This window comes from Nostoc sp. 'Peltigera membranacea cyanobiont' 232 (assembly GCF_002245985.1).
Classification (GTDB): Bacteria; Cyanobacteriota; Cyanobacteriia; order Cyanobacteriales; family Nostocaceae; genus Nostoc.
The window spans coordinates 20,499-37,938 of sequence record NZ_NOLK01000055.1; the positions used below are offsets into that span (position 1 = coordinate 20,499).

Below are 17,440 nucleotides of genomic sequence, written 5' to 3' on the forward strand. Positions count from 1 at the left end.
AGGTGTCCAATGGAATTTAACCGCGTCTTCATTCAGCCACAAAAAAAGATCAAGAAAATAGCACTGGAAGAACACTTCCTAACACAGGCGCTCGCACCCTACTCCGCAAACTCCGAGCAAGGCGTGGCCGCAGAACCAATGGAGGATTTCAAAAAACGCCTAGTCGACTTCGATGGCTTGAGGTTGGAGGAGATGGACAAGGCGGGAATTGATATCTCAGTGTTGAGTGCGACAACGCCGGGTGTGCAGGTCGAACCTAATGCCACAGTAGCTGTGCGAAAGGCGAAAGAAGTAAATGACTTTCTGGCAAAAACCATTCAGCGACACCCCACTCGATACGCGGGCTTTGCCCATTTGCCAATGCAAGATCCCGCCGCGGCTGCCGACGAACTTGAACGGGCGGTACAGCAACTCGGCTTTAAGGGAGCGCTCATCAATGGCCACACCAATGGTGAATACCTCGACGACGAAAAATTCTTCCCGGTCTGGGAACAGGCACAAAATCTGGGCGTACCCATCTACCTACACCCCGCTAACCCGAAGGTTGAGCCTGTCGTACTGAGCGGTTACCCCGAATTAGCGGGACCCATGTGGGGGTGGCAAACCGAAACTTCCAGCCACGTGATGCGACTCATTGTGGGTGGTGTTTTTGATCGGTTCCCAAAAACGACAGTCATACTGGGGCACATGGGAGAGGGATTGCCCTTTGACCTTTGGCGACTCGATAGCCGCTATGGGATCGTGCCGCACAGCAAGACTCTCGCCAAGCAGCCATCTCAATATATTAGGGACAACATCGTTATCACAACAAGTGGTGTCGATTCCTTTCCGCCGCTTCTCTGCTCCATTTTGGCCCTCGGTTCGGAACGAATTCTGTTTTCTGTTGATTATCCATACGAGTCAAGTCAAGAGGCGGCGGACTTTATCAACAAAGCGCCGATCAGTGAATCAGATCGAGAGCGAATCTGCTTTCGCAATGCCGAGCGTATTTTGAAGCTTGCATGACGGCGGATCGGCGGGACAGGCCGAACAGAAGCAGCCCCAGCGGTAGGGTGTTGACTCTGTATCCTTTAGCCCATAAGACTTCATGCAAAAAATATGTCACCTGTTTTTGACTTAAAGTGCCTGCTTCAGGCACTTTAAGTCAAACAAAAATAACACGAATAATTTTCCCGAAAATTCCCGAAAAATGCACAAAGTCAACAGCCTACCTTTGGTCGGCGTAGCCATCGCTGTCTCAACAATCACTCCATCCTGCATCTGAATCACCCGCTTTGTCTGAGCTGCAACCGATGCATCATGGGTAACAATTGCGATTGTAGTGTCCTGTTGATTTAATTCCGTCAGCAAATCCATAATCTCATGAGAAGTTTTGGAATCTAACGCTCCCGTTGGTTCATCCGCCAACACTAACGCAGGATAATTCACCAGCGCTCGCCGTAGGCATCAATCTAAAATTGGTACGGTCAAATTACTCATTCACACGATGCTATGAAACTTAAAATTCCTTCTTGGGTCGGTACCGCTATCGGGCTGTTGAGCATGGGAATGATGCCAGCTCTCGGTGCTGAACAAATAAAATTTTCTTACAGTCTTTTAGAATTTTCTCTTCCTGTTGCTGATTTAAAAACTTATGCTCAAGAAGGTAAAATTAGCAGTCAACTAGCATCATATAAAAAGTACCTCAAACCAGAGGATATTGCTCAACTGCGTCAGGTTTTAACTGAAAAACAAAAATTAAGTCCCGTAGCAGTCTCTCAATTTCTCTATTCAGAAATTGGAGAATTGATGTTAAAATCTGCGGGTGAATTGATTCAAACAGATTCAAGACAAAACGGTTTTTATGCAATTCGTGCGGCGTTGATTCTAGCGGCGGCTGATCCAGAGGGATTAACACTCCTGAATACGATGCGCTACTTCCCTTCACAGAGTATTCGGATTAACTCCCAAGAGCTTTTCGCACTGATGAATAAACTTTCAACTCTGAACAAGGAGACAAATCAAGCTCTCTCTGTAATTGAGCAACAGTCTAATACAGAAATATCGACTGAACCACCTGTAGATATCTCAAAATTGCCGGAGTTATACAACAAGTCAGGATCGTTTTCTTGGGAAAAAAGAGCGATCCCGTTTGTGGATACTAATCGTAAATCCCTGACTGGAAGCATTGAAACTAGAGTCATTCAAACCGATATCTATTTACCCCAAAGTCAAACAACTGCACCAGTTATAGTCATTTCTCATGGACTAGGTTCCGATCGCGAGAGCTTTGCTTACTTGGCAGAAAACTTAGCATCCTATGGATTTGCTGTTGTTGTTCCTCAGCATCCTGGTAGTGATTCTCTCCAAATGGAAGCACTACTCACAGGGAAAAGCCAACAAGTATTTGCAGACACAGAATTAATTGACCGACCTTTAGACGTAACGTTTGTACTTAATCAATTAGAACAGCGTTCAACATCTGATCCCTGGCTACAAGGAAAAATCAACGTTCAACAAGTCGGTGTGATTGGACAATCTTTCGGTGGTTACACAGCCTTAGTCTTAGCTGGCGCACGCATCAATATTAATCAGTTGCACAAAGATTGTAAATCTGAATCTGATCTGGTCAATGTTTCGTTGTTGTTGCAGTGTCGTGCTTTAGCACTGGGAAAAAATTCTCCTAATTATGAACAGATACAACAAAACTTAAGTAACCTAGATTTACGCGATCGCCGAGTTCAAGCTGTGATTGCTCTGAATCCAATTACTAGTAGTATTCTTGGGCAAGCAGGTATGAGCCGAATCGAAATTCCTGTAGTCATTGCTGGTGGAGCCTCAGACACGATTACTCCCGCCTTGTTGGAACAAGTACAAGCATTTTCTTGGTTGACTACCAAAGACAAGTATTTGGGTGTTGGTGACAAAGGGACTCATACTGATTTGATTGGTGGTGTGAGTAGCGTAATTTTACCATCTTCTAACCGTTTCTCTGGTTTCTCTGGAGGTGACCCAGAATTGGGACGCATTCATCTTCAGGCTTTTAGTACAGCTTTCATGAAAGTATATCTTGCTCACCAGACTCAATATCGTCCTTTTCTAAGTACATCTTATGTGAAGAACTCAAATCGGGATGAACCAGTCAAGGTCTATTTCGTCAGGTCGCTACCAGCAGGATTTCCCCAGGGATTAGTTCGTAAGAAATGAGAATTAAATAATTAAACCTTATCTAAGTTTTGGACGGGAGCAACGCGAAAAAGTGAGATCGTCGTGAAATGAGCTGGCATTGCGGGGGTAGCTGGGAGATAAAAGAGAAAGTTTAGTATGTTTTACTACTAAAAAAATACTAAACACACTTAATTTATTTCTCTTCCCCACTTTCCCCCAGCTTCCCCACCTCAAAAAATCGTGTTGCTCCCGTCCTGTGATTGTCCAACATGAGTTGTCATAAAGCGACGGATATGATCTGCGATCGCATCTCCTTCCTCTTCTAGGGCAAAATGTCCGGTATCGAGTAAATGAAACTCAACGTCTTTCAGATCGTCCTTGTAGGGATAAGCACCTTCAGCCGGGAAGATGTCATCATTCTTACCCCAAATAATCAGAGTAGGTGGCTGATATTTGCGAAAATACTCCTGCCATTGCGGATATAGTGGTGGATTTGTGCCATAGCTATACAGTAGCGCTAGCTGAATCTCATCGTTGCCGGGACGATCGAGGAGAGGTTGATCCATATTCCAGGTATCAGGGCTGATCGCTTCCAGATTGCGAACGCCGTTGGTATATTGCCACTTCGTTGTTTCCAGTGTGAAAAAGGATCTGAGCTTGTCAGCATTCTCAGGAGAACGGTCTTGCCAGTAGGCTTTAGCTGGGTTCCAAAATTCGCCGCGTATACCTTCTTCATAGGCATTCCCGTTTTGGACAATCAGCGCTTCCACTCGCTCTGGATATTTAGCTGCAATCCGATAGCCAATGGGAGCGCCATAATCCATTACGTAGAGGCTATATTGCTTCAGAGCGATCGCCGTAATAAATTTCTCCACGATTTGGGCCAAGCGATCAAACGTGTAGTCAAACTCATCCACAGTTGGCATAGAACTGTTGCCGTAGCTCGGATAATCCGGGGCAACTAGATGGAAGCGATCGGCAAGCGCAGGCATCAGATTGCGAAACATGTGAGATGAGGTCGGAAAGCCGTGTAACAGCAGAATCGTTGGATTACTGCGGGAACCAGCTTCTCGGTAGAAGATATCTAAACCATCGATTGAGATTGTGTGAAATGTGGTCATGACTTTATCTCATATTGCAATGTCGATTACGATTTTGCCCACCGATGTGCCTTGCTCTACCGCATTGTGGGCATCCAGTCTCAATTACAGCCCTACCCATAGTGATATGAGCCGTCAAAAAATAATTTTTACGCTTGTTGATATCTATGAAGTTTACTGAGGAGCATCTCTAACCCAATGAATGTCTCAGCTTCAGTTTCTTTTACTACACATTTAATAGTTACAAATTTCTTGCAATATAACCTCTACCATTTGAACGTTTTAGTAGAAGTTATACAATTCACACACTATTTAAACCTTTTTTAAAACATCATTGCTTTTACAAATAATTTTTCTTTGCTCCTCGTAGTAATACTTTCACTACTAGATTTATGCAATTATATTGCAGTCTTTTATTGACAATTAGAAACTGTAATTAAAACGTATTTTAACTGAGTTATACCAATTCTGTATGAAGATGCATAGAAAGGGGAGCAATGCGAAAATGTGAGATCGGATTTTATATCTCAATTACCAGGGCTTATTCCCAATAAACCGAGGTCGAAGTTCCTTGTTTTTGCCTTTTCTAAGTAGCGATCGCTAAAAAGATAGGTAATTTATGTTACCTATCTTTTGTACCTCACAAAATCGCATTGCTCCCATTTACTACTCACTGGGCGACTAGAAGTCGCGGCTACACAAACAAAACCCACCTCCGTGGGTTGAAAACCCTTGATTTTCTCTTAGTCCACGGAGGTCGACTTTATTTGTATAGTAGCAAATTCTATTCGCCTAATACTTTTCAAACATCCTCTTAGACATTTCAAATGGGCGGCTTATTTCCACCAACCTGTGCTATGGTATGCTTTTCCATCAACTGAGAGACTAAAATTTTACGTGGCTGTAAAACACTCGTTTTACATTCTCAGCGGCAGTGACGTAGAACAACACGATCGCTCCCAGAACCAGCACAAAACTCAATGGCAACGGTTGAAATCCGAGCAGGGTTGCTAACGGTGTCCAGGGAATGACTATTGTCACCCCGATAGTCGCCAGTGTTGCCGCCAACAAGTATTTTCCCGGCTTACTGTTGAAAATGGATTGGCGGGTACGAACGACCAGCACAACCAGCGATGCAGAGATGACAGATTCCAAAAACCAGCCTGTTCTAAACTGTTGTGGTTGAGCGTGCAGCAGCAACAGTAGCGCTCCAAAGGTGAGGTAATCAAATACTGAACTCAACAAACCAAACACAATCATGAAGTTGCGGATAAACTTGATATCCATCCGGCGAGGTTTATTGACTAATTCCTTGTCTACCCGATCTGTGGCGATCGTCAATTCCGGGAAATCGGTTAGGAGGTTCGTCAGCAAAATCTGACTAGGTAGCAGTGGTAAAAAGGGCAGAAACAGAGAAATTCCCGCCATACTAAACATATTGCCAAAATTGGCGCTAGTTGCCATAAATACATACTTTAAAGTGTTGGCAAATGTCACCCGTCCTTCCTTTACGCCTTCGATGAGGACATTCAAATCCTTTGCCATCAACACAATATCAGCAGCTTCCTTAGCGACATCGACTGCGCTCTCGACTGAAATGCCAACATCGGCAGCATGAAGCGCAGAGGCATCGTTAATGCCGTCTCCCAGATATCCAACTACATTCCCCGCTTTTTTGAGGGCTATAATGATGCGCTCTTTTTGGTTTGGTTCTACCTCGGCAAAGACATTTGTATCTTGTACTCGATGCATCAAGGCTTCATCACTGAGCTTTTCTAGTTCGGAGCCTGTCAACACCTTTGGTTCAGGCAATCCTACCTGCTGAATGATACTCATCGCAACCGCCTTGCTGTCTCCAGTAATCATCTTTGGGGTGATTCCTAGCAGTTGCAACTCTTTAAGGGTGTCAGCGATGCCAGTTTTGGGCGGATCGAAGAGAGCGAGGTAGCCGAGAAATGTCATGTTCGTTTCATCGTCTTTGCTGAAAGAATCTTGATTAAAATCACGATAAGCCACACCCAAGGCTCTAAATCCTTTACTGCCCAAGTCTTCAGCCTGTTGGTGGAGTTTTTGTCGCCGATCTGCAATAGCGATCGCTTTTCCGTCAGCCGTTTCAACGGTTGAGCAAACATCCAGAATATTTTTTAGTGCGCCTTTAGTGATAATTAGATGCGTACTCTCTTTCTTAAACAGGATGCTTAGACGTTTGCGGTTAAAGTCATAAGGCACTTCATCTAGCTTTTGATAGGCAGAAATATCGAATGTTTTGTATTCACGAATCGCTGCATCGATGGGATTAATATAACCCGACTCAGATGCAGCATTCAAATAAGCGTAAAGTAGAACGCGATCGCTTTCTTTCCCTTCCACATCAACCGCAGAGTGAATTTTCACCTCTCCTTCTGTCAGCGTACCCGTCTTATCGGTGCAAAACACATTCATGCTGCCAAAGTTTTCGATCGCAGGTAAGCGCTTCACGATCACCTGTTTTTTCGCCATTTTCTTGGCACCACGAGCCAGGTTAACGCTGACGATCGCAGGTAACAATTGAGGAGTCAAACCCACCGCCAGCGCCAGAGAAAACAGAAAGGATTCCAGTACTGGGCGATGGAGGTAGACGTTAGCGACAAAAATTAGAACTACTAAAATTAGCGTTACTTCCATCAGAAAGTAGCCAAATTTGCTCAATCCCCTTTCAAATTCGGTTTCGCTCGGTCTGAGTTTCAGGCGTTCCGATACTTTGCCGAATTCAGTTTCTTTTCCAGTATGAACGACTACTGCGATCGCTGTTCCACTAATCACATTAGTTCCCAGATACAGGGAATTGGTGCGTTTGCTCAGTCCAGTTTCAGCCGACAATACGCCACTTAGCTTGTCAACCGGATAGGTTTCCCCTGTCAGTGCTGCTTCATTCACCGATAAATCTTTCGACTCTAAAACTAGACAGTCGCCCGGAATATTTTTACCTGCACTCAGCAACACAATATCACCCCTGACCACTTCCTCATTGGGGATTTCTTGAGATTGACCATCTCTCAAAACAGTTGCTTTAACTTGCACCAATGCCAATAATTTTTCGACGGCGTTTGAGGCTCCTCGCTCTTGCCAAAATCCTAATAGCCCACTGATGAAGACGATCGTCAAAATGATTATGGCATCTGCCGCATCTTTCAGAAAAATCGATAGCACCGCCGCAAAAATCAGAATCAAGATAATCGGACTCTTGAATTGATTAAGCAACAGCATCCATGCGCTCGATTTGTGTTTTTGTTTGAGGCTGTTTGCGCCGAACTCACTCAGGCGTTGTTTGGCATCTTGACGGCTTAACCCTGCGGTTGTAGAGTGCATCTGCTGAAGCACCCGATCCGTGGATAAGCTCCAAAACATCGAGAGTTGGGGATTCATCGGTTTGGTTTGCGGTAAATCTTTTTGCTGTCTAAGGGACTTCCAAATAAAAAAATGTCCTAAAAACTGACCCAAAAACCCTCTCTATTTCTCCTCTCTCTGTGTTCTCTGTGTCTCTGTGGTTCGTTTCTTTGGATAATTTATTTCTTGTCAGTCCCTAACGCAACTCGACATAATGCTGTCGAATCTTCGCCGTGATTTGATGATCCGTCATTTTGTCAACTGTTTCAATGCCTACAACACGTCTACCGAGGTTATTTTCTTCAAGACGTTTTTTTAGTTCATCCTTTGCCTCGCCCGGCCCAAATATCAGAATAGACTCTGCATCACGAATATATGCAATGACTGCATCATAGTAAATATTAAGTTGTCCTGTAAAAATTCTCTGGAGGCTATCATCTGCGGGTACTTGATGTGATTCGTAAGCACCTTTAAGAGGTGAATCACCAGAACGCCGAGGCTGTTTTTCTACTTCCGATATTATCTCTTTTATATTTTCCCCTTTCTCCGTAACAGTCACGACAATAGCTTTTCTATGGTCAATCCACAGCCCTACTTTTGTTTTCATTGATATCTCCTTTGTTGACTAGTTCCACATGGAATTTTAGAACTGCTTACCAGAGTCAAATTAACAACTTTGGCTTATGATATTACTGTGATAGACGGTTGTTTTATTTCCTGAATGAATTGATTGAATACGATACAAAACTTAATTACGAATTACGAATTACGAATTACGAATTACGAGAAGCCTCTCTGAAAGAGACTCGCTTCTAGTAGAGGATTTAATCCCCAAACTAGCTCAACGATAAACAGTCCCAACCAAGCAAAGCCCAGCACCAGCATTGGCGTTTCTAGCCAATCTTCCAATTGTTGCAGCACTTCGCTGCGCTCATGATCTAACGCAGGCTTTGACCGTTGGTTCAGATAGCTCATAATGAGTTTGATGAATGAGACTGATACACCTTTAGCTGTGCCCGTAATTGAGCAATTTCACTCGTCATATCTAACACCATTGCCGCTCCGACTAAGTTCAGCCCCAAATCTCGACGCAAGCGTTGAATCTGAGCAATTCGCGCAATTTCGCGGGAATGCAGCAAATCACCGATGGGTTCGATTACGCCTAACTCAACGTAAAACTTCACCAGCGTAATCGAAGTCTTAGTGATTAACGCAGCATAAGCAAAGCTGTAAAGTTGTTCACCTTCGAGTGAAACCACGGTTTTTGAAAGGCTGAAAGTCATAATTTAATCTCCTCTAACTGGGTACGTGGGTTAAAACTTGTATTTGCCTGGATTTTTTCGTAATATTCTTGCTCGATCGCACTCAGGTTTTGCGGCGTGACAATCTGAAGTTTGGCAAATAAATCACCTCGTCCCCCTTTTGGCAATGTCCAGCCTTTGCCGCGCAGTCTCAGCGATTGCCCCGATCGCACGCCTTTGGGAACTTTCATTGTCACGCTACCATCGGGGGTAGGCACGCTGATTTCTGCCCCTAAAACCGCTTCATCGGGGCGAATTGGAATGTCGCAAACGAGGTTATCGCCCTCAAATCGATAGAAGGGATGGGTTAACACCTCAATAGTTAGATATAAATCGCCACGCTGTTGAGAGAACGGACTAGGACGACCTTTTCCCTTGAGCCGAATTCGACTGCCTGGTTTTGCACCTGCGGGAATGCGGACGTTAATGGTTTCGTCATCGAGTTGCAGGCGCTTTTGAACACCGTGAAATGCTTCAGAAAATGTGAGGGCGATCGCAGCTTCAGTATCCGGTGCAGGAGCTTGAGAACGAAATCCCCCATTAAAATCATCAAAGCCACCAGTGGAGGTTTTACGTCTCGATCGACCCAGCAGATCGTTGATAAACGAATCAAAATCGCCGTACCGATCGAAGTCGGTCGTACCAACATTAGTAGAACTAGGTGGCGGTGCTTCAGTGTAACCAGGGTGATTCCAGTGCTGACCAAAGCGATCGTACTTCTGCCGCTTCTCTGGATCGGAGAGGACTTCATTCGCTTCGTTCAGTTCTTTGAACTTTGTTTCTGCGTCATTGTCTCCAGGATTGAGGTCAGGATGATATTTGCGGGCAAGCTTGCGGTAAACCCGTTTGATTTCTTCGGGGGTTGCAGTTTTGCTTACTCCCAAAATGGCATAGTAGTCTTTAAAATCTGTTGTAGTTGGCATCAGTTACCTCTTGTTCGCGTAGCGGCAATTTAGGAGAATTGCAGGTTTTTTGCGGTGGGTGTATTTTCAGTTAGAGATAAGTTCCAATTCAATCATGCTAACAATTGCTCTCACGAAGTCTAGGGAAGCTTCACACTTTTTCTTTCAAGGCGATGACTGTGTTTTTAATAAGCAAAGCCACTAGCAATAATCATCACAAAGGCAGGAGCCGCAAGCCATAACCAGAAACCAGGAAGTAACTTGATTAATAGAAGCTGACTATCAGGACTACTACCATTAGGTAACGCAAACCAATATGTTGAAATTGTGCCTGTAAAACCTACAATAATTGAACTAAAAGCAGAAGCTATAGGACTACTATTTGATTTTTGAACAAAATTAGGTATTGTAGGGTGTGTTAGAACGAAGTTCGTAACGCACCATTGTCAAGGATTTGGCGCGTTACGCTGTCGCTAACGCACCCTACGTATCTGTTCAAAAATCAAATATGATTCGTATATTGAGAACTTGTATTTCTTCTGGACAAAAAATTTACAGGAATACCAATAAAGTGGATTAGCCAACCAGCCAATAGCCGACGCTTGAAGAAATAACAATCCAAGTACTCCCCCAATTGTAGCTTCAACCCCCTTCATGATATAAATTGAACCTGTGTGTATTGTTTTGTGTTCAACTATCTCAAAAGTTAGTGCTGGCAAGCTAAGTGCCATTATATAAATAAATAAAGATATTCCTAATAAAAACAAGGGTTGTGTTAAGAAAGATGCTTTTTTCATCAGGTGGATTCTATACAGAGTTACTTAGCTATTCAAGATAAGATGAGAACAACATTGAAAGTGCAAAACTCCCGATAAACGTCAACGTTGATAAGTTTGTATCTTGAGTTTGATGGGCTTCAGGAAGAATTTCTTCAACGATCGCCACCATTAAAGTACCTGTTGTAAATGCAAGTACAATTAACTTGGGTAGATCGGTTTGTCCGCGCAACCCCCAATAGCCCAGCGTCGCGCCCAGCCAAACAGGGATAAGAAACGCCGCAAGTAACCAAAATCGCTGTGTTCGCGGCATATTTTGACTCTTAAACTCTGCATTGGTGACAAATCCTTCGGGAATGTGAGCCACAACTCTCCCCGATGCCAGCACTACGCCTAGATGAGGTGCGATCGTTAGACTAGTGCCAATCATTAAGCCATCGCCAAATAAGTCAATGGCAATGCTCAAAAAAATCACCCAACCAACACTATTACGATCAACGCCACGCAGTCGATTTTTGCTTAACTTTAGAAGCTGATTAATCCAGACAAAAAAAGCTCCACCTAAAAACAATGCTAAAATAGCTGCCCAAACAGGTTTAGCGATCGCAACTCTCGGTATCAGTTCGGTAGATGCGATCGCCAACAACACCCCAGCAGCAGCGTGCAGTGCAAGTCCTAATGTTTGTTTTGATGACGGTAAAGCTTCAGCAATCATTGCTCCCATGAAGTTGCTGACAACAGGCAAAGCTGATAGTGTTAGAGCAAATAGAAATTCCTGCATAGATCAGGCTCCGCTAGTCGTAACAGACTTTTTGATGTTTGATCTTTCTAGCGATAGATTGCATCATCGATTGTGGCTCGGAAAAACTCGCCCTCTGACTCAAACCGCTCAGTGCCAAAGTACCATCCAATTCGTAGACGAGTCGGAATAGTGTAGCCAGAGAATGTGCGTTCTTCCTCCATAATTCCACCGAAGTCCATATAATGAAACTCAGAGCCATCAAGGTTATTCCAGCGCGGTAGCTTGAAAGTCTTGAGCCGACCCGTTTGATCGATGGTGAAATCTAGTTCGGCTCTCTCACCTTGCACTACAAAACTGGAATGTAAATGTGATGAATCTTTTGTTGTCCATGACACATCATCACCACACAACGCAGATGGCAAACAGATTGACTCAGACTGAAGACGACCAACAGCAGACCGCGTAATATCGGAACCCGAAGCTATCATCACCGGGAAAATTCCTAAAAGTTTCCATTGCATTGCACCTATACCGTCTATAATTCGATCCGATCCCACAATTGGCAAACCATTCATCCATGCCGTAGCACTCCAAATCAGTCCATGCTCCCAGCAAATAACTTGCTCTGCTTTGAATGGAATCCAATTTTTCAATTTGATTTTGCCGTGCATCTGCAATCGTACCGCAGATGCGATTTTGGTTCCAGGAGCGATCGCGTGTTCGAGATATCGTCTTGTTGCTTTTGGCAGGTGAGCGTATTCGTCTGAATGAAATACACGATCGTTAGATGTCGCAGAATTCCATAGCGTATTGAGAGAAATCTGTTTAGTCATTATTGCCGCCAGTATTTTTAATTCAGAATTTGATAGATTGTGATGATAAAAATGATTGCAAAAATAGATGTATAGATCGATTTAGTATATTTGGCTAACCAACTTGGAAGATAAATATCAAAATTGTCCTTTTGGGAATTTGAATATTTTCGGGCAAGCAGATTTAATGGGCAGTGTAATTTAAACGTTAGTAGGGTTATACTTTCTATAAATACAAATCCATAACCAATCCAGAGCCAGGAATCGAGTTTATTTGCGATTGCGGCATAAAGCATATAGAAAATCACAAAGTTGAAAAATACCCATATCAACGTGTGAATAATTTTAATCAGCGTCAATTTGGTTTCATTTTCCATATTGGTTTTAGTGTGACGGATGGTTGTTCTATTTCCTGAATGAATTGATTGAATACGATATAAAACGTAACGGTCGATGTACGAGTGAAACGTATGCACTTTGAGCAAGTCAAAATCTTTGGATAGCTGATACCAATTCTGTATGAAGATGCGCCAAACTATATGAGGAATGAACCGCAACGCGCTGCCTTAATTTTAATCAGCATCAATTTAGTTTCACTTTTCATAAAAGCAACGCAAGTACTTCAACACGATATTTGGGTACTTCAACACGATATTTGGGTACTTCAACACGATATTTGGGTACTTCAACACGATATTTGGGTACTTCAACACGATATTTGGGTACTTCAACACGATATTTGGGTACTTCAACACGATATTTGAGTACTTCAACACGATATTTAAGTACTTCAACACGATATTTAAGTACTTCAACACAATATTTGGGTACTTCAACACGATATTTAAGTACTTCAACACGATATTCAGACGCTTGTGGACTCGCCAACGTTCTACATCAACCAGTTTTATAGAATTCATATTAAATTCTGACTCACTTTGACTACGCTCAGTGACCACCTGAGTTCTGAATTCTTCTCATAAAATTTTTTATACAAATAATTTTAAAGATTTCAAGTGAAATTAGGGAATAAATATCAGATTTTACCTTAAACTTCACTTTAATTTTGGTGGTTTTTACTCAGGGGAAAAAGAATGGCAAATAGCTAAAGTGGAACCACAAGTCTGTAGTAATTTTCATATAATTTTTTGCAAGAGAGGCATTCATGGCGCGACTGAAACGCAGTTCTACAGTATTGGATAAGGCAACGCTACGGATATCGGGGATGAGATCGATTAGCGAAACGCTTGAGTTTGGCGATAGCTTGAATTTAGCGGAGTATCAAAAGCGGATTGAAACCTTGCAAACGAAGCTATCGAGCTACAACACAATGTTTTCCACAGTTGATGAAGCGGTAGGGCAGATTGAATTGCTAGAGCAGGATTTGAGAAGCTACTCGGAAAAAATGTTGATGAGTGTGGCGACGCGCTATGGTAAAAACAGTTTGCAGTATATGCAGGCAGGGGGTAAACCACGCAAGAGTAGTAAGCGATCCGTAGGGAATACTGCGCCAACAACGACGATCGCAGCAGTGATGACACCGAATACAGAGAATGCAACGACAAATGGTGGGGGCACAAAGGCGTTGGTAAAGTAAGGAAATTAGTTGATCGGTGCGATCGTCCGGCTCTTTTCTAGCCGAGCGATCGCCACAAACAGTGCCATCTCTGCTATTGCAAATAAAATGTGTGCGATCGCCGTCTACCGATAAATTGCATCATCTATCGTGGCTTAGAAAAACTCCCCCTCAAACTCAAACCGCTCATTTCACTTTTCATTTCGACCACTTACTTATCAATTTTTTTGACTTCATTAGTCTTATCAGTATTCTTTATCTCATTGATTGATTCAAGCCAATGAGTAGTAGTAGTCTGAATAATCTTTTGCTTTTCTTCTTGTATAATTTGTGGATCAAGCTGTTCTGTAGCTGAGAGTAGAATATTTAATTGACCAACAGTGTAAACCTCTTTGTGATATTTATCCACTCGATCATTCGCTTCTTTCCCACGATTAAAAGCTAACACAGTAACTGCTTGTACTAATACACCGGAAATAGCAGTAAGTTTTCCTGTATCTATAGGATTTTTAGGATTTGTGTTGTTATGTGTTAATGACCAAATCAAACCCCCAAAAATTAATACAAGACCAATAACTGAACTAGCTAGTGTCAAGCAAGAAAAGTTATTTGCTTCTTTTCGTGCCTCATTAATATCAACATCAATTTTTTTAGATAAATCCTCACTGGCTTTCTTTTTTAATTCTTCAAACTGGGTGCAATTTTTGTAGGCTAATGCAATCTGATTTAGATAAAGTCTGTATACATCTTTATCTTCTTCTAACTGTTTTTTATCAATGTACTTCGAGAAAAATATCCACATGATCCCTATTTTATTATTAAGCCCAGAGGACAAAGGAAGGCATAATCCATCCAAACCTAGTTTTTCAAACTCTTTCTGGTTAGAATCATTTTTATCTTGATCGAGATTCCTATCCCTCTCTGAGTAAAACTTCATTCTCGGATCGACATCATTATTATTATAAACATCTAAAGAAAATTCTTCCAAAAATTCCTTCCCAATACCACATCTTTCTGGAATAATTTTATTAGTTGTATTATCATACTTTCCATTTTTACATATAATCACAAAAACTTCTTTAGCTCCTAAAGTTTCACGAGTCATTGAAACCACTTGATACAGAATGCTTTTAGAAGATTCCGACATAATATTAGACAAAGATTGATGTAACCCAGTCAATAAGTAGTTATTATTCGTTATGCGATCAATATATTCTCTCTTGTGAAATGCAATTGCCACCTGTCTTGCAAAATGTTCGATAATCTGCTGATGTAACTTAGTGAAAAAATAGGGTTTATCGTCCTCAAGATTAATTACACCAATTACCGTCTTATCTTTTCTTAAAATAGGTACGGACAACTGCGAACGAGTTGATTTTTTAAATTCAATATATGACCGCCAATTTTCTGATTTTTTTTCCTTCTCTTCATTAATGTCATTAATAATGATAGATTCCTGTTTTTGTACAGCAAGACCTATAATTCCAATCTTATTCTCTTTAGAAATATTATTCTTTAATTTATCTTTTAAATGATTTAATATATCTTCAGGAAATGCAGCTTTAGCTTCAAGTTTATTTGTAGCATCACAAGTAACTAGATAACTAAAATCCGCAGCTACAAGAGAGCAAGAATATTCTGCAATATCTTTTAATAGCAAGTCTATATCGTCTTTGCCAGCTATTGATGTACTCGCATCAACAAAACGTTCATGGGCATCAGCCCTGAACTTATTTTCCTTTAAAATATTTGAATCATTGATAATACTAGCTGCTTGACTTGCAAACAGTTCTAATGCGAATTTTTCAACCTTAGATAATGGTTCTTCTGAATCGCATTTAGTCAAATATAATGCCCCGATGGGTTTATGCTTATCTTCAGCGATGATCAGAGGGACAACAATTTTATATTTAACACCTTTGTGTCTTTGTTCTGGTGCAATCCGATTAAAATTTCCCAGTTTTTTTGAAAACTCTACAGTTTCGCCCTTTTCTATTACCAAATCAGTAGTGCCATTGCCATTTAAACGAGGAGATGCTTCATCATGCTCAACATCATAATGGGTTTCTAGGAATCTATATTTTTTTTCATCTTCTAAATAAGTGAGAAGATGAATGCTAGCTGATCCAGCACTTGTTATTTTTAATATATAGTTACAAATATTATTGAGTAGTTCTCCAATTTTATCTTGATATCCCACAAGTTTAGCCATTTCTGAACTAATCTCATTCGATAACTCTAAGGTCATTGTGCGTTGAATAACAGTGGCTATGCTAATCGCAATTTCTTCAACAAGATATCGATCATACACAGTAAAATAATCTGGCTCTTTCTTATGGCAACAAATAATACCAATTATAAGATTAGGGTTATTTGAGTCCTTAGAAAATACTGGTATTACAGGTACTGCTAACATAGAAAGATTGTAGCCTGGATAATTGATGGTTGAGACAAACTCCCCGTCTTCAGATGCATGGGGGACAATTCTACTCTTGCCATCCTTTAGTACAGCCCCTACAATACCAACACCTTTTTTAAATGTATGGTTACTTTTTTCTGAATCATCTTTGGTTGAAGTTAATTCTGAAAGATATCTTTCTTTACTATCAGAATCATATACAATTGAAAAATAATTACAGGTATTACATTTAAGCGTATCTTGCAATTTTAGGAGTATGTTTTTTACCAGTTCTTTACTATTTAAATCATCTGCAATTTTATTGATAATTTCTTTAACTACACTCTGATTTCTTTTTATGAAGAAATCCTCAACAGCATTTGCAAAAATTTCACCAAACTCCCTGAGAAAACTTACAAGTTTCTGATTAGATTTTTTATATTGACCTGCTATTTGATGATGGAGAGTAATAATTGCTACTGTATCCCCTTGATATTTTGCAGCCAATCCAATCCAAGATTTGATATGTTGTGTTGAAGGTTTGTCGTATTCCCAACCCCAACCCCAATCAATAAATTGTTGTCTTGATTCGTCTGCATATATAGATTCAAGAATAACTACTGTGTCTTGATCTACTTTCGCGATCAGTTTGTCGTCTTGAATATTTTTCTGAAGACTCCGATCTCCATGAAGACTTGATGGGTCAATTTTTAAGAAATATCTTTTATTAGGTTTATTTTTTCTATCAACTAATGATATACTTGCCTCTTGATATCCAACCAATGGATGATGTTTTAACTGTTCAAGAGCCTTGTTTACTATAGAATTTAAACTGTCTGCTTCAAGTAAATCCTTCTTAAAATTTACCAGAGATTTTTTATATTTCATTTTTGAATCTATTGCTTTAATAGATGCGTGAAGTACATCAAAGTCAATAGGACACACAAATGGATATATTGTCCGCAACATCGCTTCGGTAGCGTTCTCCAGTAAGTTTTCTCTTTGAAAGCCAAAAATAACAATAAATCCTAGATAATATAATTTTTCCGATTCTTCCATAAAATCATCTAACTGATGCCAAGCATCAGAATTGTCGCGGTCAAGCCACATTATCAAGACATCATTATCTACTAGTTTTTCTTTTGCCTCTTTTATTGAAACTGTTTCTGATAATGTTAGGGTATCCAGCGATTTCAGATTTGATAAAATGTTTTCAATAACTTGGGCAAATGTATCCTCGCCACTAGACTGATTGAGAAACAAAACTCTGATTTTATCCATGATGTACTCCTTGGGATAAATTTAGTAACTTTAAACCTT

Annotated in this window: 14 protein-coding genes and 2 pseudogenes; 4 read left to right on the forward strand and 12 right to left on the reverse strand. The window is 41.1% G+C overall.

The window, feature by feature from the left end; all coding sequences use genetic code 11:
• Positions 1-9: 9 nt before the first annotated feature.
• Entirely contained in the window at positions 10-1,005 is a 996-nt protein-coding gene (locus CDG79_RS19115) for an amidohydrolase family protein (protein ID WP_094343533.1), read from the forward strand.
• Positions 1,006-1,239: 234 nt separating this feature from the next.
• Here the strand turns inward: CDG79_RS19115 and CDG79_RS19120 are convergent.
• Positions 1,240-1,443, reverse strand: a pseudogene (locus CDG79_RS19120) (macrolide ABC transporter ATP-binding protein); the annotation flags it as partial.
• A gap of 48 nt (positions 1,444-1,491) precedes the next feature.
• Between CDG79_RS19120 and CDG79_RS19125 the strand changes: the two are divergent.
• Positions 1,492-3,186 carry an alpha/beta hydrolase gene (locus CDG79_RS19125; RefSeq protein ID WP_094343534.1) on the forward strand — a complete coding sequence of 565 codons (1,695 nt, stop codon included), beginning with the start codon at positions 1,492-1,494 and terminating at the stop codon, positions 3,184-3,186.
• 191 nt (positions 3,187-3,377) lie between these two features.
• Here the strand turns inward: CDG79_RS19125 and CDG79_RS19130 are convergent, their stop codons facing one another.
• Positions 3,378-4,268, reverse strand: coding sequence for an alpha/beta fold hydrolase (locus CDG79_RS19130; RefSeq protein ID WP_094343535.1), 891 nt, complete (start codon positions 4,266-4,268; stop codon positions 3,378-3,380).
• Here CDG79_RS19130 and CDG79_RS42485 point away from each other — a divergent pair.
• The gene (locus CDG79_RS42485; RefSeq protein WP_189525050.1) at positions 4,267-4,428 is read left to right on the forward strand and encodes a hypothetical protein; all 162 of its coding nucleotides are present in this window, start codon (positions 4,267-4,269) and stop codon (positions 4,426-4,428) included. The two genes, CDG79_RS19130 and CDG79_RS42485, sit on opposite strands and share 2 nt — an antisense overlap.
• Before the next feature lie 704 nt (positions 4,429-5,132).
• Here CDG79_RS42485 and mgtA read toward each other — a convergent pair.
• The 9 genes and pseudogenes from mgtA to CDG79_RS19185 form a co-directional block, all read right to left on the reverse strand.
• Entirely contained in the window at positions 5,133-7,727 is a 2,595-nt protein-coding gene (mgtA, locus tag CDG79_RS19135) for a magnesium-translocating P-type ATPase (protein WP_223278207.1), read from the reverse strand.
• 82 nt (positions 7,728-7,809) lie between these two features.
• On the reverse strand, positions 7,810-8,172 hold the full coding sequence (locus tag CDG79_RS19140; RefSeq protein WP_223278208.1) for a hypothetical protein: 363 nt from the start codon (positions 8,170-8,172) through the stop codon (positions 7,810-7,812).
• Between the two features lie 248 nt (positions 8,173-8,420).
• A pseudogene (locus CDG79_RS19145) lies at positions 8,421-8,588 on the reverse strand (potassium channel protein); the annotation flags it as partial.
• Positions 8,585-8,896 (reverse strand): chaperone modulator CbpM, encoded by a 312-nt coding sequence (locus CDG79_RS19150; RefSeq protein ID WP_094343537.1) that lies wholly within the window; start codon positions 8,894-8,896, stop codon positions 8,585-8,587. The gene CDG79_RS19150 and the pseudogene CDG79_RS19145, both read right to left, overlap by 4 nt.
• Positions 8,893-9,837, reverse strand: coding sequence for a DnaJ C-terminal domain-containing protein (locus tag CDG79_RS19155; RefSeq protein WP_094343538.1), 945 nt, complete (start codon positions 9,835-9,837; stop codon positions 8,893-8,895). Before CDG79_RS19155 ends, CDG79_RS19150 begins: the two co-directional genes overlap by 4 nt.
• Positions 9,838-10,289: 452 nt before the next feature.
• Entirely contained in the window at positions 10,290-10,613 is a 324-nt protein-coding gene (locus CDG79_RS19165; protein WP_223278209.1) for a hypothetical protein, read from the reverse strand.
• A gap of 28 nt (positions 10,614-10,641) precedes the next feature.
• The gene (locus CDG79_RS19170) at positions 10,642-11,373 is read right to left on the reverse strand and encodes a ZIP family metal transporter (protein ID WP_094343539.1); all 732 of its coding nucleotides are present in this window, start codon (positions 11,371-11,373) and stop codon (positions 10,642-10,644) included.
• A 47-nt stretch (positions 11,374-11,420) separates the two neighbouring features.
• Positions 11,421-12,167: a DUF6920 family protein gene (locus CDG79_RS19175; RefSeq protein WP_094343540.1), complete on the reverse strand. Its 747-nt coding sequence runs from the start codon at positions 12,165-12,167 to the stop codon at positions 11,421-11,423.
• Between the two features lie 579 nt (positions 12,168-12,746).
• Positions 12,747-13,034 carry a hypothetical protein gene (locus CDG79_RS19185; protein ID WP_094343542.1) on the reverse strand — a complete coding sequence of 96 codons (288 nt, stop codon included), beginning with the start codon at positions 13,032-13,034 and terminating at the stop codon, positions 12,747-12,749.
• A gap of 277 nt (positions 13,035-13,311) precedes the next feature.
• Here CDG79_RS19185 and CDG79_RS19190 point away from each other — a divergent pair, with 277 nt between their 5' ends.
• Positions 13,312-13,743: a hypothetical protein gene (locus CDG79_RS19190; protein WP_189525051.1), complete on the forward strand. Its 432-nt coding sequence runs from the start codon at positions 13,312-13,314 to the stop codon at positions 13,741-13,743.
• Between the two features lie 190 nt (positions 13,744-13,933).
• On the opposite strand, the gene CDG79_RS19195 is transcribed toward CDG79_RS19190, so the two are convergent.
• Entirely contained in the window at positions 13,934-17,401 is a 3,468-nt protein-coding gene (locus tag CDG79_RS19195) for a GAF domain-containing protein (RefSeq protein WP_094343543.1), read from the reverse strand.
• Positions 17,402-17,440: the final 39 nt, after the last annotated feature.

Coding starts and splice junctions, on each gene's coding strand:
- CDG79_RS19115 (WP_094343533.1), top strand. CDS start 10: ATGGAATTTAACCGCGTCTTCATTCAGCCACAAAAAAAGATCAAGAAA.
- CDG79_RS19125 (WP_094343534.1), top strand. CDS start 1,492: ATGAAACTTAAAATTCCTTCTTGGGTCGGTACCGCTATCGGGCTGTTG.
- CDG79_RS42485 (WP_189525050.1), top strand. CDS start 4,267: ATGACTTTATCTCATATTGCAATGTCGATTACGATTTTGCCCACCGAT.
- CDG79_RS19130 (WP_094343535.1), bottom strand. CDS start 4,268: ATGACCACATTTCACACAATCTCAATCGATGGTTTAGATATCTTCTAC.
- CDG79_RS19150 (WP_094343537.1), bottom strand. CDS start 8,896: ATGACTTTCAGCCTTTCAAAAACCGTGGTTTCACTCGAAGGTGAACAA.
- CDG79_RS19155 (WP_094343538.1), bottom strand. CDS start 9,837: ATGCCAACTACAACAGATTTTAAAGACTACTATGCCATTTTGGGAGTA.
- CDG79_RS19165 (WP_223278209.1), bottom strand. CDS start 10,613: ATGAAAAAAGCATCTTTCTTAACACAACCCTTGTTTTTATTAGGAATA.
- CDG79_RS19170 (WP_094343539.1), bottom strand. CDS start 11,373: ATGCAGGAATTTCTATTTGCTCTAACACTATCAGCTTTGCCTGTTGTC.
- CDG79_RS19175 (WP_094343540.1), bottom strand. CDS start 12,167: ATGACTAAACAGATTTCTCTCAATACGCTATGGAATTCTGCGACATCT.
- CDG79_RS19190 (WP_189525051.1), top strand. CDS start 13,312: ATGGCGCGACTGAAACGCAGTTCTACAGTATTGGATAAGGCAACGCTA.
- CDG79_RS19195 (WP_094343543.1), bottom strand. CDS start 17,401: ATGGATAAAATCAGAGTTTTGTTTCTCAATCAGTCTAGTGGCGAGGAT.